Genomic DNA, 21,136 nt, shown 5'->3' with positions numbered 1-21,136 from the left:
TGAGGGCAGCGGCACGGGTTGCAACCTCGCAGTTGCGCACGCCAGCGTTGCCAGTGACGCGACGCGCCCTTCGCGCCGCCCGCACCTTCGCGATATAGTAGCGCCCATCCCGACGGGGCGATGCATTCGCCCCTATCACGAGTCATCCCGGCGAGCCGCTGCGCACTGCGCAGCAGGCGCCCTTTACCGTCAAGACGAGGCCTCATGTCAGCGCGCAAGATTCTGGTTACCAGTGCCCTGCCCTATGCCAATGGGTCGATCCACCTGGGTCACCTGCTTGAGTACATCCAGACCGACATCTGGGTACGCTTCCAGAAAAGCCGTGGCCACGAATGCCATTACGTGTGCGCCGATGACGCCCACGGCACCGCCATCATGCTGCGTGCCGAGCAGGAAGGTGTCACCGCCGAGCAGCTGATCCAGCGTGTGAGTGACGAGCATCAGGCCGACTTCGCCAAGTTCGGCGTCGGCTTTGACAACTATCACTCCACCCACTCGCCGGAGAACCGCGCCCACAGCGAGCGCATCTATCTGGCGCTGCGCGATGCCGGCCATATCGCCACACGCGATATCGAGCAGATGTTCGATCCGGTCAAGGGCCTGTTCCTCGCCGACCGCTTCATCAAGGGCACCTGCCCGAAGTGCAAGACCGAAGACCAGTACGGCGACAACTGTGAAGCCTGCGGCGCGGCCTACACGCCGGCCGAGCTGATCGATCCGGTCTCGGCCATCTCCGGCGCCACGCCGGAAATGCGCACGTCCACCCATTACTTCTTCAAGCTGCCGAACTTCGCCGACTTCCTGCAGGAGTGGACCAAGAGCGGCCGCGTGCAGAGCCAGATTTCCAACAAGCTGCAGGAATGGTTCGAGGCGGGTCTGGCCGAGTGGGACATCTCCCGCGATGCGCCCTACTTCGGCTTCGAGATTCCCGACGCGCCGGGCAAGTACTTCTATGTGTGGCTGGACGCGCCGATCGGCTACCTCGCCAGCTTCCAGAACCTGTGCGAGAAGCAGGGCATCGACTTCGACAGCTACTGGAAGGCCGATTCCGACGCCGAGGTCTATCACTTCATCGGCAAGGACATCGTCTACTTCCACGCCCTGTTCTGGCCGGCGATGCTGGAAGGTGCCGGCATGCGCACCCCGACCGGCGTCAACTGCCACGGCTTCGTGACCGTCAATGGCGCCAAGATGTCCAAGTCGCGCGGCACCTTCATCAAGGCCGACACCTACGCGCAGTTCCTCAACCCGGAATACCTGCGCTACTACTTCGCCGCCAAGCTGACCTCCGGCGTCGATGACCTCGACCTCAACCTCGACGACTTCACCGCCCGCGTGAATTCCGACCTGGTCGGCAAGGTGGTCAACATCGCCAGCCGCTGCGCCGGTTTCGTCAAGAAGTTCGGCGACGGCAAGCTGTCCGCGACCTGCGCCGAGCCGGAGCTGGTCGAGCGCTTCATCGCCGCTGGCGAAGGCATCGCGGCGGACTTCGAAGCCCGTGAATTCGCGCGCGCCATGCGCAAGGTGATGGAGCTGGCCGATGAAGCCAACACCTACATCGCCGACAAGGCGCCGTGGGCGATGGCCAAGGAAGACGGCCGCGAGCAGGAAGTGCTCGACGTCTGCTCCGTGGGTATCAACCTGTTCCGCCAGCTGATGGTCTATCTGGCGCCGGTGATTCCGGAGCTGACCGACAAGGCACGCGACTTCCTGAACCTCGAGAGCCTCGACTGGGCCAGCCGTGAAAGCGTGCTGACCGATCATGCGATCAACAAGTTCAAGCCGCTGCTGACGCGCGTCGAGCCGGAGCGCATCGACAAGATGCTCGAAGCCTCGCGCGAAGTGCTGGTCGAGGAGCAGAAGATCAAGGACGGCACCGCCAAGGCAGAAGCCGCGGCCGCGCCGAGCCCGCTCGACGCCGACCCGATCGCCGACGAGATCGACTTCGATACCTTCATGAAGACCGACCTGCGCGTGGCGAAGATCGTCAAGGCGGAGCACGTCGAGAAGGCGGCCAAGCTGCTCAAGCTGACGCTGGATATCGGTGGCGAGACGCGCACCGTGTTCTCCGGCATCAAGTCCGCCTACGCGCCGGAAGCGCTGGAAGGTCGTCTGACGGTGATGGTCGCCAACCTGGCGCCGCGCAAGATGCGCTTCGGCGTGTCCGAGGGCATGGTGCTGGCCGCCGGTGACGACGAAGGCATCTACCTGCTGGAGCCGCACACCGGCGCCAAGCCGGGTCAGCGCGTCACTTGATCCACTGATGATGCACTGATGCTGCGCTGATTCAGCCCAACTGAAGCCTCTTCAGCACAACGCCCCGCCAGAGACTCTCTGGCGGGGCGTTGTCGTTCATGCGTCACATCCGGCCGGCGGGACGGCTACTCGTAACGGCGACCGGCATGCTCCAGCCAGCCATCCACATGACGGCCACCGGGATCATGATGCGTCCAGTGGATCACACCGCCCTTGTCGGTCCACTCATATTCCCCGTAGAAGCCGATGCGATCACCGACCTGAAGACTGTCGATGCGGGGCGCGAGGTCGATGTTGTGCGCCACCAGAATGGTGGTGCCGCCCGCGACCCGGATCAGGAACTTCTGATGACGGCTGCCCTTGAGATCATCCCTGAGCAGACGCGTCACCTCGCCCACGCCCCGCACCTGCACATCACTCTGCTGGGCACTGATGGCGCGCCTGAGTCGACTCTCGTCTGCCGAGGAAGCGCCTTCCCCCTGCGTCGCCTCGGCCTGCGGCGACTGGAAGTCATTCCACAGCTGGGAGAGCGAGAAGTTGCCATTGCCCGTCAGCTGCGAGATGCCCGCCATCGCCACCACCAGGATGATGACCCATAACGGCCGACGGCCGCGTGTTCCTGTCCTGCGCATATCCCGCTCCTTGTGCCACCCCGGATGACGTGAAAGTCTCAGATCACGCCATAATCAATAAAAGTAATAAAGGAATTCTTCTTTATTACTTCAAGAACCAAGCAAAACGCGAAACAATGGTCGTCTCATGCTGGCAACACTACGCCTCGCTTGCCACGCTACAGGCTGTCGGCCAGCAGCATCTTGCGTATAATACCGCCGCGCTCGACGATCCCCTGCCCTGCAGCTTCCTGACAGCTTGCGGCAGCAACAGCCCTGATCGCCTGCGAGTGCCGGTTCATGCATGCCGCGAGTACGGAAGCGCCTTCGAAACACCCTGACCGAGCGACGCCCCTGATGAGTGAATACCTTCTTATCCTGATCAGCACCATCCTGGTCAACAATTTCGTACTGGTGCAGTTCCTCGGCCTGTGCCCCTTCATGGGTGTCTCCAACAAGCTGGAGTCCGCGATGGGCATGTCGCTGGCCACCACCTTCGTGCTCACGTTGTCGTCGATGTGCGCCTACCTGACCTATCACTTTATCCTCGCGCCGCTGGGGCTCGAGTACCTGCGCACCATCGCCTTCATCATGGTGATCGCCGTGGTGGTGCAGTTCACCGAGATGGTGGTCAAGAAGACCAGCCCGCTGCTCTATCAGGTGCTGGGCATCTTTCTGCCGCTGATCACCACCAACTGTGCGGTACTCGGCGTGGCGCTGCTGACCCTGAACCGCAATTCCAGCTTCATGGAAGCCACACTCTACGGCTTCGGCGCGGCCGTCGGCTTCTCGCTGGTGCTGGTACTGTTCGCCGCCATGCGCGAGCGCCTGGCCGTCGCCGATGTGCCGCGTCCCTTCCAGGGCCCGGCCATCGCGATGATCACCGCCAGCCTGATGTCGCTGGCCTTCCTCGGCTTCTCCGGACTGGTGCAGATCTGACATGCTCGAATTCTTCAACGACCATACGCTGATCTCCGCCATCGTCGCACTGGTGGCCATGGCCGTCGTCTTCGGCGGTCTGCTCGGCTTCGCCGCCGTGGCCTTCAAGGTCGAGGGCGACCCCATCGTCGAGCAGATCGACCAGCTGCTGCCGCAGACCCAGTGCGGCCAGTGCGGCTATCCGGGCTGCAAGCCCTACGCCCAGGCCATCGCCGAAGGCGACGAGATCAACAAGTGCCCGCCGGGCGGCGAGAGCACCATCGCCTCGCTGGCCGACCTGCTGGGCCGTGAGGCCACGCCGCTGGATGGCGACAGCGACAACACGCCCAAGGTGGCGGTGATTCGCGAGGACGAGTGCATCGGTTGCACCAAGTGCATCCAGGCCTGCCCTGTCGATGCCATTCTCGGTGCCGCCAAGCACATGCACACCGTGATCGCTGACGAATGCACCGGCTGCGACCTGTGTGTCGAACCCTGCCCGGTCGATTGCATCGACATGGTGCCGGTCGCCACTGACGTGCGCAGCTGGCACTGGCCGCAACCGGCGGGCCCGACCCGCGACAATGCCCGCTTCAGCGGCAATCTGATCGTGACCGATGCCGCCGATTCTACTGCCACATCTGCAAGGAATGTCGCCTGATGGTTCTGTCGTTACTCAAATCCATGGTGACTTCCTCACGCTCCTCTGCCACGGCGGAGGCGGAACATACGCAAAAGGGTCAGGGCACGCCGCGCGTGTTCGACTTCCACGGCGGCATCCATCCGCCGGAGCACAAGGCGCTCTCCAACCGCGCCCCGCTGGTGGCTGCCCCGCTGCCCCGTGAGGTGGTGCTGCCGCTCAGCCAGCATATCGGCGCGCCCGCCCAACCACTGGTGGAGATCGGCCAGCGCGTCAAGACGGGTGAGCTGATCGCGCGCGCCCAGGGCATGATCTCCGCCCCGGTGCATGCCAGCATCACCGGCGTGGTCACCGCCATCGAGCCGCGCCAGATTCCCCACGTTTCGGGCCTGGAAGACCTGTGCATCGTGATCGAGCGCGAGGGTGAGATCGATGAATGGGCGCGCCTGGAAGCCTGGCGCGACTGGCGTCAGCAGGAAGCCCAGGACCTGATCCAGCGCCTGCAGGACGCCGGCGTGGTCGGCCAGGGCGGTGCCGGCTTCCCCTCGGCGGTAAAAGCGCGGGTGCGTGAGCGCCACGCCATCGACACCCTGATTCTGAACGCGGCGGAGTGTGAGCCTTACATCACCGCCGATGACCTGACCATGCGCACGCATCCGGAAGCACTGATCGAAGGGCTCGAGATTCTCGCCAGCCTGATCGGCCCCGAGTGCATCCTGATCGGCATCGAAGACAACAAGCCCGAGGCCGTCATCGCGCTGGAACAGGCGATTCGCGCCCGCCGCGCCGACAAGCGCCTGCCGCCGCTGGATTCACGCCTCGAAGTCGTGGTGGTACCGACCAAGTATCCCTCCGGCGGCGAGAAGCAGCTGATCAAGCTGCTGACGGACCGCGAAGTGCCCAGCCGTGGCCTGCCCGCCGATGTCGGCGTGGTGGTGCACAACCCGGGCACCGTGCGCGCCGTGCAGCGTGCGGTGTGCTTCGGCGAGCCGATGATCTCGCGCGTCATCACCCTGACCGGCGAGGCGCTGCAGCACCCGCACAATGTCGAGGCGCGCCTGGGCACCTCCATCGCAGACCTGCTGCGTCTGGCGGCGCCTGCGCCGACGGGTATCGCACGTCTGGTGATGGGAGGGCCGATGATGGGCTTCACGCTCGAGAGCGACGCCCTGCCGATCATCAAGACCACCAACTGCCTGCTGGCCTCCTCTCCCGAGTCACTGCCGGAACCGGCGGTCGAGCAGCCGTGCATCCGTTGCGGCATGTGCGAGCAGGCCTGTCCGGCCGAGCTGCTGCCGCAGCAGCTCTACTGGTTCTCCAAGGCACGCGAGTTCGACAAGGCCGAGCTCTACAATCTGGCGGACTGCATCGAATGCGGCGCCTGCTCCTATGTCTGCCCCAGCCAGATTCCGCTGGTGCAGTATTACCGCTTCGCCAAGGGCGAGATTCGCAGTGCCCAGCACGAGGCGCGCAAGTCCGAACGCGCGCGTCACCGCTTCGAATTCAAGCAGGCGCGCATGGCGCGCGAGGAAGCCGAGAAGGAAGCCAAGCGCCAGCAGCGCGCTCAGGCGGCCCAGAAGTCCGCCGCCGCCCGCGCCGATGCCAGCGCCGCCGCAGACACGACCTCGGCCTCGGCAGCCACAGCCACCACAGCGGCCGCCGCTGTCCAGCCGGCACCGGCCACCGACATCAAGGCCTTCAAGACGGCGCGCGCCGCGGCCAATATCGCCGTCAAGAAGGCTGAGAAGGCCCTCAAGACCGCCCAGGACAGCGGTGAAGGCGATATCTCCGCCCTCGAGACCAGCGTGACGGATGCAAAGGCGCGACTGGCCAAGGCCGAAGCCGACCTCAAGGCCGCCAGCGAGGCCAGCGAGTCAGCTACCCCTGCGGCGGCCAGCACTTCCGCGACAGGCGCGGCTGCCCCGGCAGCCGACCTCAAGGCGCTCAAGACGGCGCGTGCCGCGGCCAATATCGCGGTCAAGAAGGCCGAGAAGGCCCTCAAGACCGCCCAGGACAGCGGTGAGGGCGACATCCCCGCCCTCGAGGCCAGCGTGACGGATGCCAAGGCGCGCCTTGCCAAGGCTGAGGGCGACCTCAAGGCCGCCAGCGAGGCCAGCGAGTCAGCTGCCCCTGCGGCGGCCAGCACTTCCGCGACAGGCGCGGCTGCCCCGGCAGCCGATCTCAAGGCGCTCAAGACGGCGCGTGCCGCGGCCAATATCGCGGTCAAGAAGGCCGAGAAGGCCCTCAAGACCGCCCAGGACAGCGGTGAGGGTGACATCCCCGCCCTCGAGGCCAGCGTGACGGATGCCAAGTCCCGTTTGGCCAAGGCTGAAGGCGATCTCAAGGCGGCGACCGACGCCGCTGGCGCTGCTCAAGGCGCTGATAAAGGCCCTGTGGCAAGCGCTGCGGCTGGCTCTGCTCAAACCACTGATACAGGTGCGGCTGGCTCTTCTGCCAATGCTGCTGCGCCGGCAGCTGCGGCACCCAGCGCCGATATCAAGGCACTCAAGACGGCGCGCGCCGCAGCCAATATCGCGGTCAAGAAGGCCGAAAAGGCCCTGGCCCGCGCCAGCGAAAGTGGCGAAGGCGATATCGAGGACCTGCAGACTCTGCTGGCCACGGCCCAGGAGAACCTGCGCGCCGCCGAGGTACGCCTCAACAGCGCGCAAGCTGGCAGCACTGACGCGACGCCTGCCGCCAAGGGCGCGGGAGAATTGATTCCCGAGGCGCCCAAGCCCGCCGCGGGTTCTGTCGGGCGCGGCAGCATGGCCAGCAACGTGACGCTCTCTCAGGCCGAGATCGAGGCATCACGCGCCGAGAACCTCGCCAAGCGTCACAAGCAGGTCAGCATCGCGGTCAAGGCGGCCGAGGCGGCCCACCGCAAGGCAGAGGCCGCATTGAGCGAGGCGGATGACGAAAACCGTCAGCGCCTGGCGACCAAGGTCGACCGCACGCGCCGCAATCTGGAACACGCCCGCGAGTCATTGGCCGAGGTGCAGGCACTGGTGGACGCCCAATGAGTGACCTGAGCCCAATTACCGCGCCAACGGCGACTCATCCTGAAGCACGCCTCGTGTCATTGCCCATTTACCGCAAGGATCTGACCGTCTCATGAGCCTGATGCATGCAAGCTCCCCCCATGCCCACGGGCCAACCGCCACCTCGCGCGTGATGGCCTGGGTGCTGGCCGCGACGCTGCCGGGTATCGCCGTGCTGTGCTGGCACTATGGCTGGGGTGTGCTGTTCAACCTCGTCTTTGCCTGTCTGGCGGGTGTCGCCCTCGAGGCGCTGCTGCTCAAGCTGCGTGGCCGTCCGGTCAGCTTCTTCCTCAAGGACAATTCGGCGCTGGTGACCTGCGTGCTGCTGGCGGTGTCGCTGCCGCCGCTGGCGCCCTGGTGGCTGGTACTGACCGGCGTGATCGCGGCCATCGTGGTCGCCAAGCAGCTCTACGGTGGCTTGGGCCAGAATCCGTTCAACCCGGCGATGGTCGCCTACGCGCTGCTGCTGATCTCCTTCCCGGTCGAGATGTCGCGCTGGTCATCCCCGGATGGCTTCGCACTCGGCTTCGCTGACAGCCTGCAGCAGTTCTTCGGTGTGATCGCCACGCCAGACGCCCTGACCGGCGCCACGCCGCTGGACGCCTTCCGCAACAAGGGCGAGCTTTCCAGCAGCGAGTTCTGGGCAGACCCGAGCCTGCTGCCTGCCGCCAACCTGCTGGCCTGGCAGCAGACGGCCATCGCCTGGGGCCTCGGCGGCCTGGTGCTGCTGGCGCGTCGCCTTATCACCTGGCATATCCCGGTGGCGATGCTGGGCAGCCTGGCGGTGATCTCCGCCATCTTCGCCTTCGTGGATGGCGAGCAGCACGCCAGCCCCCTGTTCCACCTGCTGTGCGGTGCGGCGATCTTCGGCGCCTTCTTCATCGCCACGGACCCCGTCACGGCGGCGACCTCCAACAAGGGCAAGCTCTATTACGGCGTCGGCATCGGCGTGCTGATCTACCTGATTCGCACCTTCGGCGCCTATCCTGACGCCATCGCCTTCGCGGTGCTGCTGATGAACTTCAGCGTGCCGTTCATTGATTACTACACCCAGCCACGCAGCTATGGTCACAAGAAGGCCCGTCGCGGCATCAAGCTGGAGGACAAGGCATGAGCCTGACGCCTGATCAGCCCGAACAGCAAGCCCAGGCCGCGCAGGGTCTGAAGCACACCATCGCGCGGGCAGCGCTGGGCCTGGCGGTCTTCGCCGTCGTCACCGCAGGCGTCGTCGCCGTGACCCAGATGACCACCGCCGAGACCATCGCCGACAACGAGCGTGCCGCCCAGAGCGCGGCGTTGGCCGAGATCATCCCGCCGTCGCTGCACGACAATGACCTGCTCGACGCGGCCTTCGCCCTGCCGCCTTCTCAGGTGCTGGGTCTGGAGAGCGCCGATACCGGCTGGCGCGCCACCCGAAATGGCGAGACCGTCGCGGTGCTGCTGCCGGTGGTGACCGGCAAGGGTTACAGCGGCGATATCCGCCTGCTGGTCGGTATCCGTGCCGATGGCAGCGTGGCCGGAGTGCGCGCCGTCAAGCACGCCGAGACCCCCGGGCTGGGCGACAAGATCGAAGCGCGCAAGTCCGACTGGATTCACGAATTCGATGACCAGACGCTCAGCTCGGTGGAGTGGAAGGTGAACAAGGATGGCGGTGATTTCGACCAGTTCACCGGTGCAACCATCACCCCGCGCGCCGTGGTGGGTGCCGTTCGTCAGGCATTGATCTACTTCATGGCGCACCGCACGGCGCTGCTGGCCGGCGACAGCGAGACGCTGACCGCGACCCGCCGCGCTGCCAAGGCCCAACAGAGTACGCAAGCTCCCACCGCTGATGGCACGCTCACGCCATCAGCGCCTTCTGAACACGGCGGAGACGAACCTCATGAGTGATATCTCGCTTGGCAAGATCAGCCGCGACGGTCTGTGGGACAACAACCCGGCGCTGGTGCAGCTGCTGGGCCTGTGTCCGCTGCTGGCCGTCACCGCCAGCGTCGTCAACGCCATCGGGCTGGGGCTTGCCACGCTGCTGGTGTTGATCGGCTCCAACGTGGCGGTGTCGCTGATCCGCAATCTGGTGCCTTCTGCAGTGCGCCTGCCGGCCTTCGTGATGATCATCGCGTCCTTCGTGACCTGTGCCGAGCTGCTGATGAAGGCCTACACCTATGAGCTATATCAGATTCTCGGCATCTTCATTCCGCTGATCGTCACCAACTGCGCGATTCTCGGGCGTGCCGATGCCTTCGCCGCCAAGCATCCCGTGCTGCCGGCGGCCACCGATGGCCTGATGATGGGGCTGGGGTTCATGGCCGTGCTGGTGCTGCTGGGTGGCATGCGTGAGCTGTTCGGCCAGGGCACGCTGTTTGCCGGCATGGAACTGCTCGTCGGGCCGATGGCCGCCGACTGGCAGCTGACGATCTTCCCGGATTACTCCTTCCTGTTCCTGGTGCTGCCGCCGGGCGCCTTCTTCTGCATGGGGCTTATCATCGCGGGCAAGAAGACCATCGATGAGCGTCTCGAGCAGCGCCGCAAGGCAGCCAACGCTGATGCGCCCAAGGTATCGCGTCGTGTACGCGTGACCGGCACCATCTCCTGAGCCCCTCACACAGGCTGTCAGCCCGCTGCCTGACGGCCTGTGTCGACGACGCCTGCTCCCAAGCCCTTACCGCCGTACCCGAGATATCATGAACGCCCAGAAACGCCTCGAGATCTTCACCCGACTGCGCAACGAGAATCCTGAGCCACGCACAGAGCTTGCCTGGTCAACGCCCTTCGAGCTTTTGATCGCGGTGCTGCTGTCGGCGCAGGCGACGGATGTGGGCGTCAACAAGGCCACGGCGAAGCTGTATCCGGTCGCCAATACGCCGGAGAGCATCCTCGCGCTGGGCGTCGAGGGCCTGAAGGAGTACATCAAGACGATCGGCCTGTTCAACACCAAGGCCGAGAACGTCATCAAGACCTGCCGCATGCTGATCGAACGGCATGGTGGCGAGGTGCCGCAGACTCGCGAGGCGCTGGAAGCGCTGCCCGGCGTGGGCCGCAAGACCGCCAACGTGGTGCTCAACACCGCCTTCGGCCAGCCGACCATGGCGGTGGACACGCACATCTTCCGTGTCTCCAACCGCACGCGCATCGCCCCGGGCAAGAACGTGCTGGAGGTCGAGCACAAGCTGATGCGCCATGTGCCCAAGGAGTTTCTGGTCGATGCCCACCACTGGCTGATCCTGCATGGCCGCTATACCTGCGTGGCACGCAAGCCGCGCTGCGGCAGCTGCATCATCGAAGATCTCTGCGAGTACAAGGACAAGGTCGACCTGTAACGCCGCAAGCCTCAAGGATTTGATGTCTGGGACTTTGTGAGCAACAGCTTGATGACTGGGACTTGATCACCAGGCGCCTGGCGTAAGCCCCGATCCTGCGTAGACTGCCTGCGTGGCCTGCCTGCGTGGCCTGCATGCATGATCGTTGATTGAGCATGAACCTCGCCTCCCCGCCTATTCAACCGAGCGGCAACGTAGACTGAGCGCACAGACCGTCGCCTCAGGAACCTGCCATGACCGCACCTTCCGATGCCGGGGATCGCCGCTCTCCGCGCCCAGAAGGCTCCGACGATTCCCGCCAGCCTGATGACAGCTGCCTGCACTCGCGACTGCAGGAGATGTCGTCACGTCTCGAGGCACTGGAAGCCGAGAACCACCTGCTGCGCACCCTGGTCGACACCCACCCCGACATCCTGTTCATCAAGGATGCCAAGGGGCTGTTTCGCTATGCCAATCGCACCCTGACCGAATTCTATGGCACCTCGCGCGAGGACATCATCGGGCGCGATGACAGCCATTACACCGGCAATACCGAGCAGAGCCACTTCTTCAGGCGCAGCGTGGAGCAGGTGCTCAGCAGATTCGAGCGCGAGACGGTCTTCGAGGATGCCACCGACGGCACCACCGGCGAGGTCAACCACTTCCGCTCCATCAAGCAGCCCTTCCATGACATTCACGGCCAGCCGCTGGTCGCCGTTCTGGCGCACAACATCACCACCGAAGTCCGTGAGCATGAGCGCAAGACCCGCCAGATCGACCACATCTATGACACCTCGCTGGAAGGCTTCTGGGACTGGAATATCCTGACCAGTTCCGTGACGCACAATCGCCGCTGGTCACAGATTCTGGGCATCCCGGAGAGCGAGCTCAGCAACAGCCTGGAAGAATTCGCAAGCCTGCTGCACCCCGAGGACAAGCCCGAGACGATGATCGCCATCCAGGACTGCATGGCGGGCAAGACGGCCTATTATCACCGCCACCGCATGCTGACCCGCGGTGGCGATGTGGTCTGGGTGATCGACAAGGGCGATGTCATCGAGCGGGACAGCGAAGGCAATCCGCTACGCATGATTGGCTCGATCACCGATATCACGCGTATCGTCGAATCAGAGGCCCTGCTGCACCAGCACAGCCGCTTCGACTCGCTGACCAAGCTGGCCAACCGAGCCACCCTGATCGACAGCCTGCAGCAGGCCATCATCATCACCGACGCCCGTGACACCCACGGCGCGCTCATCTTCATCGATCTGGACCACTTCAAGAAGATCAACGACCTACTGGGGCATACCACCGGCGACCATCTGTTGATCGAGGTGGCGCATCGCCTGAGCTCCACGGTGCGTGACAGCGACCTGGTGGCGCGCTTCGGCGGGGACGAGTTCGTCATCCTGGTTCAGCCCCTGAGCCATGATCCACAGACTGCCTGTCGCGAACTGGATGAGCTGATGGAGCGCCTGCAGCAGGCGCTCAACCAGCCGTATTCGCTCTTGGGCCCACAGTCGCAGCCGCTGCAACATCACAGCTCGGCGAGCCTGGGCAGCATCATGTTCCATGATCGCCATCTGAGTGCGGAGGAGCTCATCCGGCGCGCGGATATCGCGATGTATCGCGCCAAGGAAGCCGGACGCAATCAGACCGTCCGCTTTGATCCCAGCATGCGCGTGGAGCTTGAGCGCGCCGTGCAGCTGGAAAATGATCTGCGCCGCGCCATCGAGAATGAAGAGCTCTACGTGGAACTGCAGCCGCAATTCGATCGGGGACTCAAGCTGGTCGGCGCCGAGTGCCTGTTGCGCTGGCGACACGCCAAGCTCGGCAATATCTCGCCCTATGAATTCATTCCGCTGGCCGAGAAGAGCCAGCTGATCGACAGCCTCGGCGACTGGGTACTGGAGCAGGCCTGCAAGCTGCTGGAGGACTGGCAGAAAGGCACCGCCTTCGCAAAGATCTATCTGTCGGTCAATGTCAGCGTCAAGCAGCTGGACTCCCCTCACTACGTCGGCAATGTCGCCAAGGCACTCAGCCAGCACACGCTTGACCCGCAATATCTGCAGCTGGAGCTGACCGAAAACGTCTTCGCCACCGACATGCCCGCCACGGTCGCACGCATGCACGAGCTGCGCTCGCTGGGCCTGCGCCTGTCACTGGATGATTTCGGCACCGGCTTCTCCTCCCTGACCTACATCAAGCACCTGCCCTTCGATGAGCTCAAGGTCGACCGCAGCTTCGTCAATGATCTCGAGAACGACGAGATGAACCGCCGCATGGTGAACTTCATGGTGCAGCTGGGGCGTGAGCTGGGCATGTGCGTGGTGGCGGAAGGCGTCGAGACCCCCAGGCAGCGCGAACTGCTGCTGGAGATGGGCTGTGATGCCCTGCAGGGCTATCTGATGGACAAGCCGATGGCGATCGAGGCATTCACCGCCAAGTATCAGCTCGGATGACAGCGCATCCGCGTCTTTCATGGCACACTGGGGCCTCTTTTCTGTCTGGACATCATGCGTTATGGAAGACTTCTTCAACTGGATCGGCACGCAACTGGGTGCTGCCATTCGCTTCATCGTCGAAGGTCTGGGCGGTTTCTTCGCCAACTTCGATGATGCCCTATCGGGATTCTTCAATGGCCTCACTGGTGAGCTAGGGCTCAGCACTTCGCTGTTCAGCCTGCTGGGATTGATTCTGGGACTTTACCTGCTCTTCAAGGGCATCACGTCGCTATTGAGAGGCTCCATCATCGGCGGGCTATTGATGACCTTCATCGGCCTGACCTTCCTGGGCTGGATGATTGCCTGACGCGCGATGCCCCTGAAAGCGATGACCGTGTACGCGATGCCCTGACGGGACTTGCGCCAGGCTCGTGACATGAAAAAGCCCCTGCCATTCGACAGGGGCTTTTTCATGTCAGCGGCAGTCATCACCATGCGCGCGATGACTGCCGTCTGTCTTCAAGGGCCAGATCAGAGGATCAGGCCAGTGCCTTCTCCACGACTTCATACAGGTTGTTCGAGAGCTTCTCGCCACGGATACGCTCAAGCTCAGCCTTCATCAAGTCCTGACGCTTGGCATCGAAACGCTTGTAGCGCGTCAACGGCGTGATGATGCGCGCCGCGATTTCCGGATTCAGACGATTGAGCTCGATGACCACATCCGCCAGCAGACGATAGCCTTCGCCGTCGAGACGGTGGAAGTTGACGCGGTTCTGGCCGGCGAAGGCGCCGACCAATGCACGCACCTTGTTGGGGTTGGTCAACGAGAAGGCCGGGTGCTCCATCAGGAAGCGCACGCGGTCCAGCACATCGGCCTGCGGACGCGTGACCTGGATCGAGAACCACTGGTCCATCACCAGCGGATCATGCGACCAGCGCTCGGCGAAGGACTTGAGCGCCGGGTCACCCAGGTCGGTGCGTGAGGAGTGCACCAGCATCGTCAGCGCGGCACGCACGTCGGTCATGTTGTGGGCCGCCGCCAGCTGAGCCTGGGCCAGACGCACGCCCTCCTCGTCCTCGATGCTCATCAGATAGCTGAGCGCGGCATTCTTGAGACTGCGACGCGCCATCTGCTCGAAGGTCGGCGCGTAGTCACCCTGCTGCGCATTGGCGTGATAGAGCGCCACGAAATCATCGCGCAGCGCACTGGCCAGCTGCGCCTTGGCGGTCTTGCGCGCCCAGTGGATGGCATCGACATCGACGACACTCTGCTGCTCGGCGATATAGGCCTCCGAGGGCAGCGTCAGCATCTCGGCCAGCACCGCACGATCGGAAGCTTCGCTCTGGAGCAGGAAGCGATAGGCGGCCAGCAGGCGCTCATCCAGCTGGGCCTCCTGCTCGCCCCGCTGCCAGGCCGCCATCAGGTCTTCAAGCGCTGCCATGGCCAGACGCTGACCGGCATCCCAGCGGTTGAAGCCATCGCTGTCGTGCTGCATCAGGAAGGCCAGCTGCTCACGGCTGTAGTCAAAGGCCAGCTTGACCGGCGCGGAGAAGCCACGCAGCAGCGACGGCACCGGCTCGGCAGCGCCGGCAAGGCCGGTGAAGACGAAGGTCTGCTCGGCTTCGGTCAGCTCCAGCACGGTTTCCGTGCCCAGCGCTTCGCCGTCGAGGGTCAGCGTCAGATCGCTGCCATCGGCGCCGACCAGCCCCATGCGCACCGGAATCACCAGCGGCAGCTTCTCCGCCTGCCCCGGTGAAGGCGGCGTGGACTGACGCAGCGTGAGGGAATAGGTGCCTGCCTGGGCATCGAAGGTGCCGCTGGCGGCGATGTTCGGCGTTCCGGCCTGGGAGTACCAGCGCATGAACTGGCTGAAGTCGCGGCCGGAGGCTTCGCTCATCGCGCTGATGAAGTCCTCGATGGTGGCGGCGCTGCCATCGTTGCGCGCGAAGTAGAGGTCACTGCCACGGCGGAAGGCCTCTTCCCCGAGCAGATTGGCGACCATGCGCACCACTTCGGAACCCTTCTCGTAGATGGTCAGAGTGTAGAAGTTGGAAATCTCGATATAGGACGCCGGGCGCACCGGGTGTGCGGTGGGGCCGGCATCTTCGGCGAACTGCGCGGTACGCAGCATGGCGACGTCTTCGATACGCTTGACCGGCGCCGAGTTCATGTCGGCGGAGAAGGTCTGATCGCGATAGACGGTGAAGCCTTCCTTCAGGGACAGCTGGAACCAGTCCCGGCAGGTGACGCGGTTGCCCGACCAGTTGTGGAAGTACTCATGGGCGACCACCCCTTCGACGCGCTGGAAGGCGGCGTCGGTGGTGGTATCGGGGTTGGCCAGTACGCAGGCGCTGTTGAAGATGTTGAGGCCCTTGTTCTCCATCGCGCCCATGTTGAAGTCGTTGACCGCGACGATCATGAAGATGTCGAGATCATATTCACGACCGTAGACTTCCTCGTCCCACTTCATGGAGGCCTTGAGGGAGTTCATGGCGTGCTGGGTCTTGTCGAGATTTTCCGGCTCGACCCAGATTTCCAGAGCGACGTCACGGCCACTCATGGTGGTGAAGCTGTCGTCATGCTTGACCAGGTCTCCCGCCACCAGCGCGAACAGATAGCACGGCTTGGGATGCGGGTCCTGCCAGGTGACGAAGTGACGACCGCCCTCGTACTCGCCACGCTCGACGGGATTGCCGTTGGAGAGCAGGATCGGGTAGCTGTCCTTGTCGGCGATGATGGTGGTGGTGAACACCGACATCACGTCCGGGCGGTCCGGGTAGTAGGTGATGCGACGGAAGCCTTCGGCCTCGCACTGGGTGCAGAACATGCCCGAGGACACATAAAGCCCTTCCAGCGCGGTATTCGCGGCCGGGTCGATCACCACCACCGTCTCGAGCTCACAGTTGGCCGGCAGGCCGGCCAAGGTCAGGTGAGTCTCGTCGAGCTTGTATTCATCACTGGCCAGCGCTCGCCCATCGACACGCACGGACTCAAGCGTCAGATGCTCGCCATTGAGCACCAGCGGCGGCGTGGCATCACTGCCCACGGCAGCATCGGGATTGGCCTCGAGGGTCAGCACGGTCGTCACACGGGTCGCGGACGGTGCCAGATCAAACGTCAGGCGGGTGTCCAGCACACGCCAGGCGGGTGCCTGATAATCGGCAAGATGAATCGCTGCAGGTTGTGACATCAAAGACTCCGCAATCAGCGCCGCGGGAGAGGACTCCTCACGGCAGGAAGACAGCGGACAGCGAGGGAGCAGACACCTCACCTGCCCGCGATGAAGCGCTCATTCGCGCGGAAGGGATTCGCCACTGACGGCAAGGTTCGCCCCCTCGCCCTTGGGCTCCGGGCGCGTGGCCAGCCAGAGTGCCAACAGCGACAGGAAGACCAGCAGCGAGACCTTGACGGCCAGCACTGAGACGGTAAACAGGATGATCAGCATCGAGACGGCCAGCATGCTGACCGCCATGATGCGCGCGCGCAGCGGAATGGCGCGTTCGCGCTCCCAGGCCACCAGCGTCGGCCCGATCTGGGGATGTTCCCGGATATAGCGCGCAAAGCGCGGGGAACCTCGGCTGGCACAGGCCAGCGCCAGCAGCATGAAGACGGTGGTGGGCAGCAGCGGCAGAAACATGCCAGCGAAGCCGATGCCGAAGAACAACCAGGCCAGGCCAAGCCAGCAGATACGCTTCATGCGCCGAAAGATCATCATGTCGGTTCCTCACCACCTGCGGTCACACACCGTGTGCTTCCTGCTATCAGTCAAACGCCAAGTCATTCATGGGAAAAGTACTTTCTGACTGTCCGCCTGATAGCAACTGCGTGCATGGTAACGGGCTTGCCGATATCGCGAAAGGCCACGCCCCCCGCCATGGGGGCCGTGGGCCGGTGTCTGCGGCCGGATTCGATGCCGCAATCCGTCGAGCCGGGCGTGGTTTAGCTGCGGTCAGCCGGGCTGCGATCAGCCGGGCTGCGATCAGCCGCGCTGCGATCAGCCGGGCTGCGATCAGCCGCGCTGCGATCAGCCGGGCTGCGATCAGCTACGTTGCGCCAACTGCCAGAGACGCATGATGGCCTCGCAGCGGTCAGTCAGCAGCTCCGAGGTGCGCGCCAGCGCCTGCTCAAGCGGCATGGCACTGTCACACAGCGTGAAGACGGCACTGACCCCCTCATCATGGGCGGCTTGCCAGCCCTCGGCCAGTCGCCCCGCCAACACGATGGCGGGCACCCCGGCGGCTCGCGCGGCACGCGCGGCACCGATGGGGGTCTTGCCGCCCAGGCTCTGGCCATCCAGGCCGCCTTCCCCGGTGATCAGCAGATCACAGCCCGCCAGGCGCTCACTCACGTTGAGGCGCTCCATCACCAGCTCGATGCCCGGACGCAACTCGCCATTCAACCAGGCCGCCACCGCGTAGCCCATGCCGCCTGCGGCCCCTGCACCGGCCAACTGCTGCTGGTCTGCGCCCAGCACTTCCGCGCTCAGGCGCGCGAAGTGGCCCAGTGCCGCATCCAGCTCCTCGACCACCGCGGCAGCGGCGCCCTTCTGCGGGCCGAACACGGCGCTCGCGCCGCGCGGACCACACAGGGGGTTGTCGACATCGACCGCGGCAGACACCTTGAGGTTGGCCAGGCGTGGGTCCAGCGCAGTGACGTCCAGGCTCGCCAGACGCGCAAGGGCCGCGCCACCTGCGGGCAGCTCATTGCCATCAGCGTCGAGCAGACGCAGCCCGAGCGCGCGCAGCATGCCGCTGCCGCCATCGTTGGTGGCGCTGCCGCCCAGCGTGACGATCAGCCGCTCGGCACCGGCGTCCAGCGCCGCCAGGATCAGCTCACCCACGCCATGCGTGTCGGCGACACGCGCGTCGCGCTCATCAGGGCTGACCAGATGCAGACCACTGGCCTCGGCCAGCTCGACGATGGCCGTGCGGCTACCCGGCTGCCAGCCCCACTGGGCGGTGACGTCACGCCCGAGCGGATCACGCACCTGAGCGCTGCGCGCCTCGATGGGGTCTGCTTCACTGGCCGCCGCCAACAACGCCGCCAGCGTGCCCTCACCGCCATCCCCCAGCGGGCAGAGATCGATCTGTGCCTCGGGCAATACCCGGCGAACACCACGCGCCATGGCTTCGGCGGCATCACTGGCTGCCAGCGCCTCCTTGAAGCTGTCAGGAGCAATCAACAGACGCGGCGAACCAGCAGACGTTGAGGGACCAGAAGAAGCGGAGGCAGCAGAAGCAGAGACAGTCATGCAGACATTCCTTGTCGAAAGTGAAGGAGCGAATGGGGGCGACTCAGCGCAAGATACCCCCATGATACGCTGTCATTGGTGCCATGCGGCAGCCTGAAACGCAAACTGCCACCCGTCGGTCTCCCGAGGGTGGCAGTTTGCGTTTCAGGCTGACAGTGGCGCTTACTTGACCAGACGCGTCTCGGTGGGCGCCAGCGTGACCTTGCCTTCGCGCTTCAGGTGACCGATGGCGCGCTTGAAGTTGGCCTTGCTGGCACCGAAGGCTTCGCTGATGGCTTCCGGTTCGCTCTTGTCGCCCAGCGGCAGCACGCCCTGACTGGCTTCCAGCGCGGCCAGAATGCGGTCCGCCAGCTGCTGATGGCCGGCCGGACCCGGCGCCTGCGGCGTGAGATCGACATTGCCGTTGCCGTCATTCTTCAACACCCACAGACGCAGACGGTTGCCGATGCGCAGACGCGTGAAGATACGGTCGTGGTGCACCAGGCCCCAATGGGCGTTGTCGATGATGATCTTCATGCCCAGGTCGGTGCGCGCAGCGACCAGACCGGAGACTTCCTGGCCCACCGCGTAGGTGGCCGGAGTCTTGTCGAGCCAGCGATCCAGACGCATCGAGGCGACCATGCGGTCACTGTGCTTGTCGAGACCGACGTGCACCATGGCGAACTGGCCGGCCTTGAGCTCACGCTTGCGCTCGCCGTAGGGCAGCAGCAGGTCCTTGCCCAGGCCATTGTCGAGGAAGGTGCCGATGTCATTGACCTCGACCACCTTGAGCGCGGCGAATTCGCCGACCATGGCACGCGGATAGCGCGTGGTGGCCAGCAGGCGGTCTTCATCATCCAGACTGACGAAGACTTCGACTTCGTCACCGATGTCGGCCCCCGCCGGAATGAAGGGCGTCGGCAGCAGGATTTCCCCGCGATCCCCACCATCGAGGAAGACGCCGAAGCCGACCCGCTTGGTGATCGTCAGGGTGTTGCGCTGGCCGATAGCGAGCGGAGCAGACATATAACCTCTCTTTGCGCGTTGTCGGGTGCCGAAGCGGCCCGCATGGCGCAGATATTACGTACGAATAGGGTGAAACGCTTTGAAAGCGACGCGTCCGGTCGTCTCGAGTGAAGCACCGAGCTGGACAAGCGTAGCGCCAGCGACGAGACATGACGCTTTCAAAGTGAATCTGTTGATCCAGAAAACATGCTAATCAGTGACTCTCACGAAATCGCAAATCAGCGAATCAAACGAATACAGCACCGCACGCCGATAGCGAACGGTGCTGAGAATGGCAATCGCCAGTCGCTTGCGCGCTGGATCAATCGCGGAAGTTGTTGAACTGCAGCGGCAGCCGGAGGCTCTCATCGCCCTTGAGCAGCGCCATGGCGCCCTGCAGGTCATCACGCTTCTTGCCGGTGACGCGGACCTTCTCGCCCTGGATCTGCGCCTGGACCTTGAGCTTGGCATCCTTGAGCGCCTTGACGATCTTCTTGGCGGTCGGCTGGTCCAGCCCCTGACGCAGCACCAGCTGCTGACGGGCACGCACGCCAGCGGTGTCGGCGTCCTTCTCTTCCAGACAACGCACGTCGATGCCGCGCGCGATCAGACGGCCCTTGAGCAGTTCGATCATCTGACGCAACTGGAAATCGGCATCGGCTTCCAGATTGACGTTCTCTTCCTTCTCAAGTTCGAAGCTGGCAGTCACGCCCTTGAAGTCAAAGCGCGTCGCGAGTTCGCGATTGGCCTGATCGACGGCATTCTGAACTTCGTGCTTGTCGAGTTCGGAGACAATATCGAATGACGGCATGGGAGCGATTCCTTTGAAGCCATGAAGAATAAACAGCGCATCCTAGCCCATGGGGGCCACGCGCGCCATGCCCCTGGCTCAGGCGGCGCCGGCATTCACCGTTGGGGGCGACCCCGGGTGCGCTTCACCGGCATCACCGGCCGCGAGTTCCTCAGCCACCGGCGCCGGTGAATCCAGCGTCAATGCCTTGCGCATCTTCCAGGCGGAGGCCCCATCGGCATAGTAATCGCGCAGGCGACCACACTTCTCGAAGCCGTGACGCTCGTAGAGCGCGATCGCCGCGCCATTGCCGGTGTGCACCTCAAGATCGAACTGCGTACAGCCCTGCGCGATGGCCAGCTGCTCAAGCGATGTCAGCATGCGCTGGGCAAGGCCGCGGCCACGCGATTCCGGATGCAGGCAGAAGGAATAGAGTCGCGCCCGGCGTGAATTGCGCCGAAACAGCACGGTGCCGTAGCCGAGCACGCTGCGCAGCGGCGTGGCGTCATCGCGCTCGACGCTGCCGGCCGGCCATAGCGCGGCCATGACATCGTCCACCGCCGGAGTGGTCGGTATGACATCGTCATCGGGCTGGATGATCACCAGGGTACGGGCATGGGCACGCAGAATCAGATGGGACAGCTGACGACGACTGAACCAGTCGCTGTCGAAACTGACTTCCTCGAGCTCTACCAGAGCGTCGAGATCGGCCCGGATGGCCGGGCGCAGAATGGGGGTCATGGTGCAGGCTCTCCCGCCTGTCAGCGCCCTGACGCCGTCCGAGGATCAGCGTGTCGCGGGGCAGTAGCAATGCGCTGCATTCTGGGCATGCAGGCGCGTCTTGTCTTGGTCTCTTTGCATGAAATTATTTCACTTTCCAGCCTATTGCGATGACGGGGATTGTTTC

Annotated in this window: 18 protein-coding genes; 11 read left to right on the top strand and 7 right to left on the bottom strand. The window is 64.2% G+C overall.

The window, feature by feature from the left end; translation table 11 throughout:
- Positions 1 to 204 precede the first annotated feature (204 nt).
- Positions 205 to 2,256, top strand: coding sequence for a methionine--tRNA ligase (metG, locus tag QD280_RS05425; protein ID WP_279838542.1), 2,052 nt, complete (start codon positions 205 to 207; stop codon positions 2,254 to 2,256).
- A gap of 125 nt (positions 2,257 to 2,381) precedes the next feature.
- Here metG and QD280_RS05420 read toward each other — a convergent pair whose 3' ends face one another.
- Positions 2,382 to 2,888, bottom strand: coding sequence for a DUF3465 domain-containing protein (locus QD280_RS05420; protein ID WP_043334103.1), 507 nt, complete (start codon positions 2,886 to 2,888; stop codon positions 2,382 to 2,384).
- 29 nt (positions 2,889 to 2,917) lie between these two features.
- Between QD280_RS05420 and QD280_RS05415 the strand changes: the two genes are divergently transcribed.
- The 10 genes from QD280_RS05415 (at position 2,918) to QD280_RS05370 (ending at position 13,570) form a co-directional block, all read left to right on the top strand.
- The gene (locus QD280_RS05415; protein WP_279838541.1) at positions 2,918 to 3,208 is read left to right on the top strand and encodes a hypothetical protein; all 291 of its coding nucleotides are present in this window, start codon (positions 2,918 to 2,920) and stop codon (positions 3,206 to 3,208) included.
- Between the two features lie 16 nt (positions 3,209 to 3,224).
- Positions 3,225 to 3,806, top strand: coding sequence for an electron transport complex subunit RsxA (rsxA, locus tag QD280_RS05410; RefSeq protein WP_043334102.1), 582 nt, complete (start codon positions 3,225 to 3,227; stop codon positions 3,804 to 3,806).
- 1 nt (position 3,807) lies between these two features.
- Positions 3,808 to 4,446 carry an electron transport complex subunit RsxB gene (rsxB, locus tag QD280_RS05405; RefSeq protein WP_043334101.1) on the top strand — a complete coding sequence of 213 codons (639 nt, stop codon included), beginning with the start codon at positions 3,808 to 3,810 and terminating at the stop codon, positions 4,444 to 4,446.
- Positions 4,446 to 7,445, top strand: coding sequence for an electron transport complex subunit RsxC (rsxC, locus tag QD280_RS05400; protein WP_279838540.1), 3,000 nt, complete (start codon positions 4,446 to 4,448; stop codon positions 7,443 to 7,445). Before rsxB ends, rsxC begins: the two co-directional genes overlap by 1 nt.
- 91 nt (positions 7,446 to 7,536) lie before the next feature.
- A complete protein-coding gene (gene rsxD, locus QD280_RS05395) occupies positions 7,537 to 8,577 on the top strand; it encodes an electron transport complex subunit RsxD (RefSeq protein WP_153636224.1) in 1,041 nt (346 codons plus the stop codon).
- Positions 8,574 to 9,353, top strand: coding sequence for an electron transport complex subunit RsxG (rsxG, locus tag QD280_RS05390; protein WP_279838539.1), 780 nt, complete (start codon positions 8,574 to 8,576; stop codon positions 9,351 to 9,353). The genes rsxD and rsxG overlap by 4 nt, the downstream gene beginning before the upstream one ends.
- Positions 9,346 to 10,056, top strand: coding sequence for an electron transport complex subunit E (locus QD280_RS05385; RefSeq protein WP_043334099.1), 711 nt, complete (start codon positions 9,346 to 9,348; stop codon positions 10,054 to 10,056). The genes rsxG and QD280_RS05385 overlap by 8 nt, the downstream gene beginning before the upstream one ends.
- An 88-nt stretch (positions 10,057 to 10,144) precedes the next feature.
- Entirely contained in the window at positions 10,145 to 10,780 is a 636-nt protein-coding gene (gene nth / locus QD280_RS05380; RefSeq protein WP_043334098.1) for an endonuclease III, read from the top strand.
- Between the two features lie 233 nt (positions 10,781 to 11,013).
- Positions 11,014 to 13,221: an EAL domain-containing protein gene (locus QD280_RS05375; RefSeq protein WP_248377271.1), complete on the top strand. Its 2,208-nt coding sequence runs from the start codon at positions 11,014 to 11,016 to the stop codon at positions 13,219 to 13,221.
- 61 nt (positions 13,222 to 13,282) lie between these two features.
- Positions 13,283 to 13,570: a hypothetical protein gene (locus tag QD280_RS05370; protein WP_043334097.1), complete on the top strand. Its 288-nt coding sequence runs from the start codon at positions 13,283 to 13,285 to the stop codon at positions 13,568 to 13,570.
- 172 nt (positions 13,571 to 13,742) lie between these two features.
- Here the strand turns inward: QD280_RS05370 and pepN are convergent, their stop codons facing one another.
- The 6 genes from pepN to QD280_RS05340 form a co-directional block, all read right to left on the bottom strand.
- Positions 13,743 to 16,394, bottom strand: a complete 2,652-nt coding sequence (gene pepN / locus QD280_RS05365) for an aminopeptidase N (protein ID WP_279838538.1) — start codon at positions 16,392 to 16,394, stop codon at positions 13,743 to 13,745.
- A gap of 99 nt (positions 16,395 to 16,493) precedes the next feature.
- Positions 16,494 to 16,919, bottom strand: a complete 426-nt coding sequence (locus tag QD280_RS05360; RefSeq protein WP_225996323.1) for a YbaN family protein — start codon at positions 16,917 to 16,919, stop codon at positions 16,494 to 16,496.
- 324 nt (positions 16,920 to 17,243) lie between these two features.
- Positions 17,244 to 18,455 carry a glycerate kinase gene (locus QD280_RS05355; protein ID WP_279838537.1) on the bottom strand — a complete coding sequence of 404 codons (1,212 nt, stop codon included), beginning with the start codon at positions 18,453 to 18,455 and terminating at the stop codon, positions 17,244 to 17,246.
- A gap of 162 nt (positions 18,456 to 18,617) precedes the next feature.
- Positions 18,618 to 19,460, bottom strand: a complete 843-nt coding sequence (locus QD280_RS05350; RefSeq protein WP_175089419.1) for a S1-like domain-containing RNA-binding protein — start codon at positions 19,458 to 19,460, stop codon at positions 18,618 to 18,620.
- A 301-nt stretch (positions 19,461 to 19,761) separates the two neighbouring features.
- Positions 19,762 to 20,250 (bottom strand): YajQ family cyclic di-GMP-binding protein, encoded by a 489-nt coding sequence (locus QD280_RS05345; protein WP_279838536.1) that lies wholly within the window; start codon positions 20,248 to 20,250, stop codon positions 19,762 to 19,764.
- Between the two features lie 78 nt (positions 20,251 to 20,328).
- Positions 20,329 to 20,970, bottom strand: coding sequence for an N-acetyltransferase (locus QD280_RS05340; protein WP_279838535.1), 642 nt, complete (start codon positions 20,968 to 20,970; stop codon positions 20,329 to 20,331).
- Between the last annotated feature and the right edge of the window lie 166 nt (positions 20,971 to 21,136).

The organism is Cobetia sp. 1AS1, from assembly GCF_029846435.1.
In the GTDB taxonomy this organism is placed as follows: Bacteria; Pseudomonadota; Gammaproteobacteria; order Pseudomonadales; family Halomonadaceae; genus Cobetia; species Cobetia amphilecti.
Note: the sequence above shows the minus strand (reverse complement) of the source record. Positions and strands in the feature narration are given on the sequence as shown.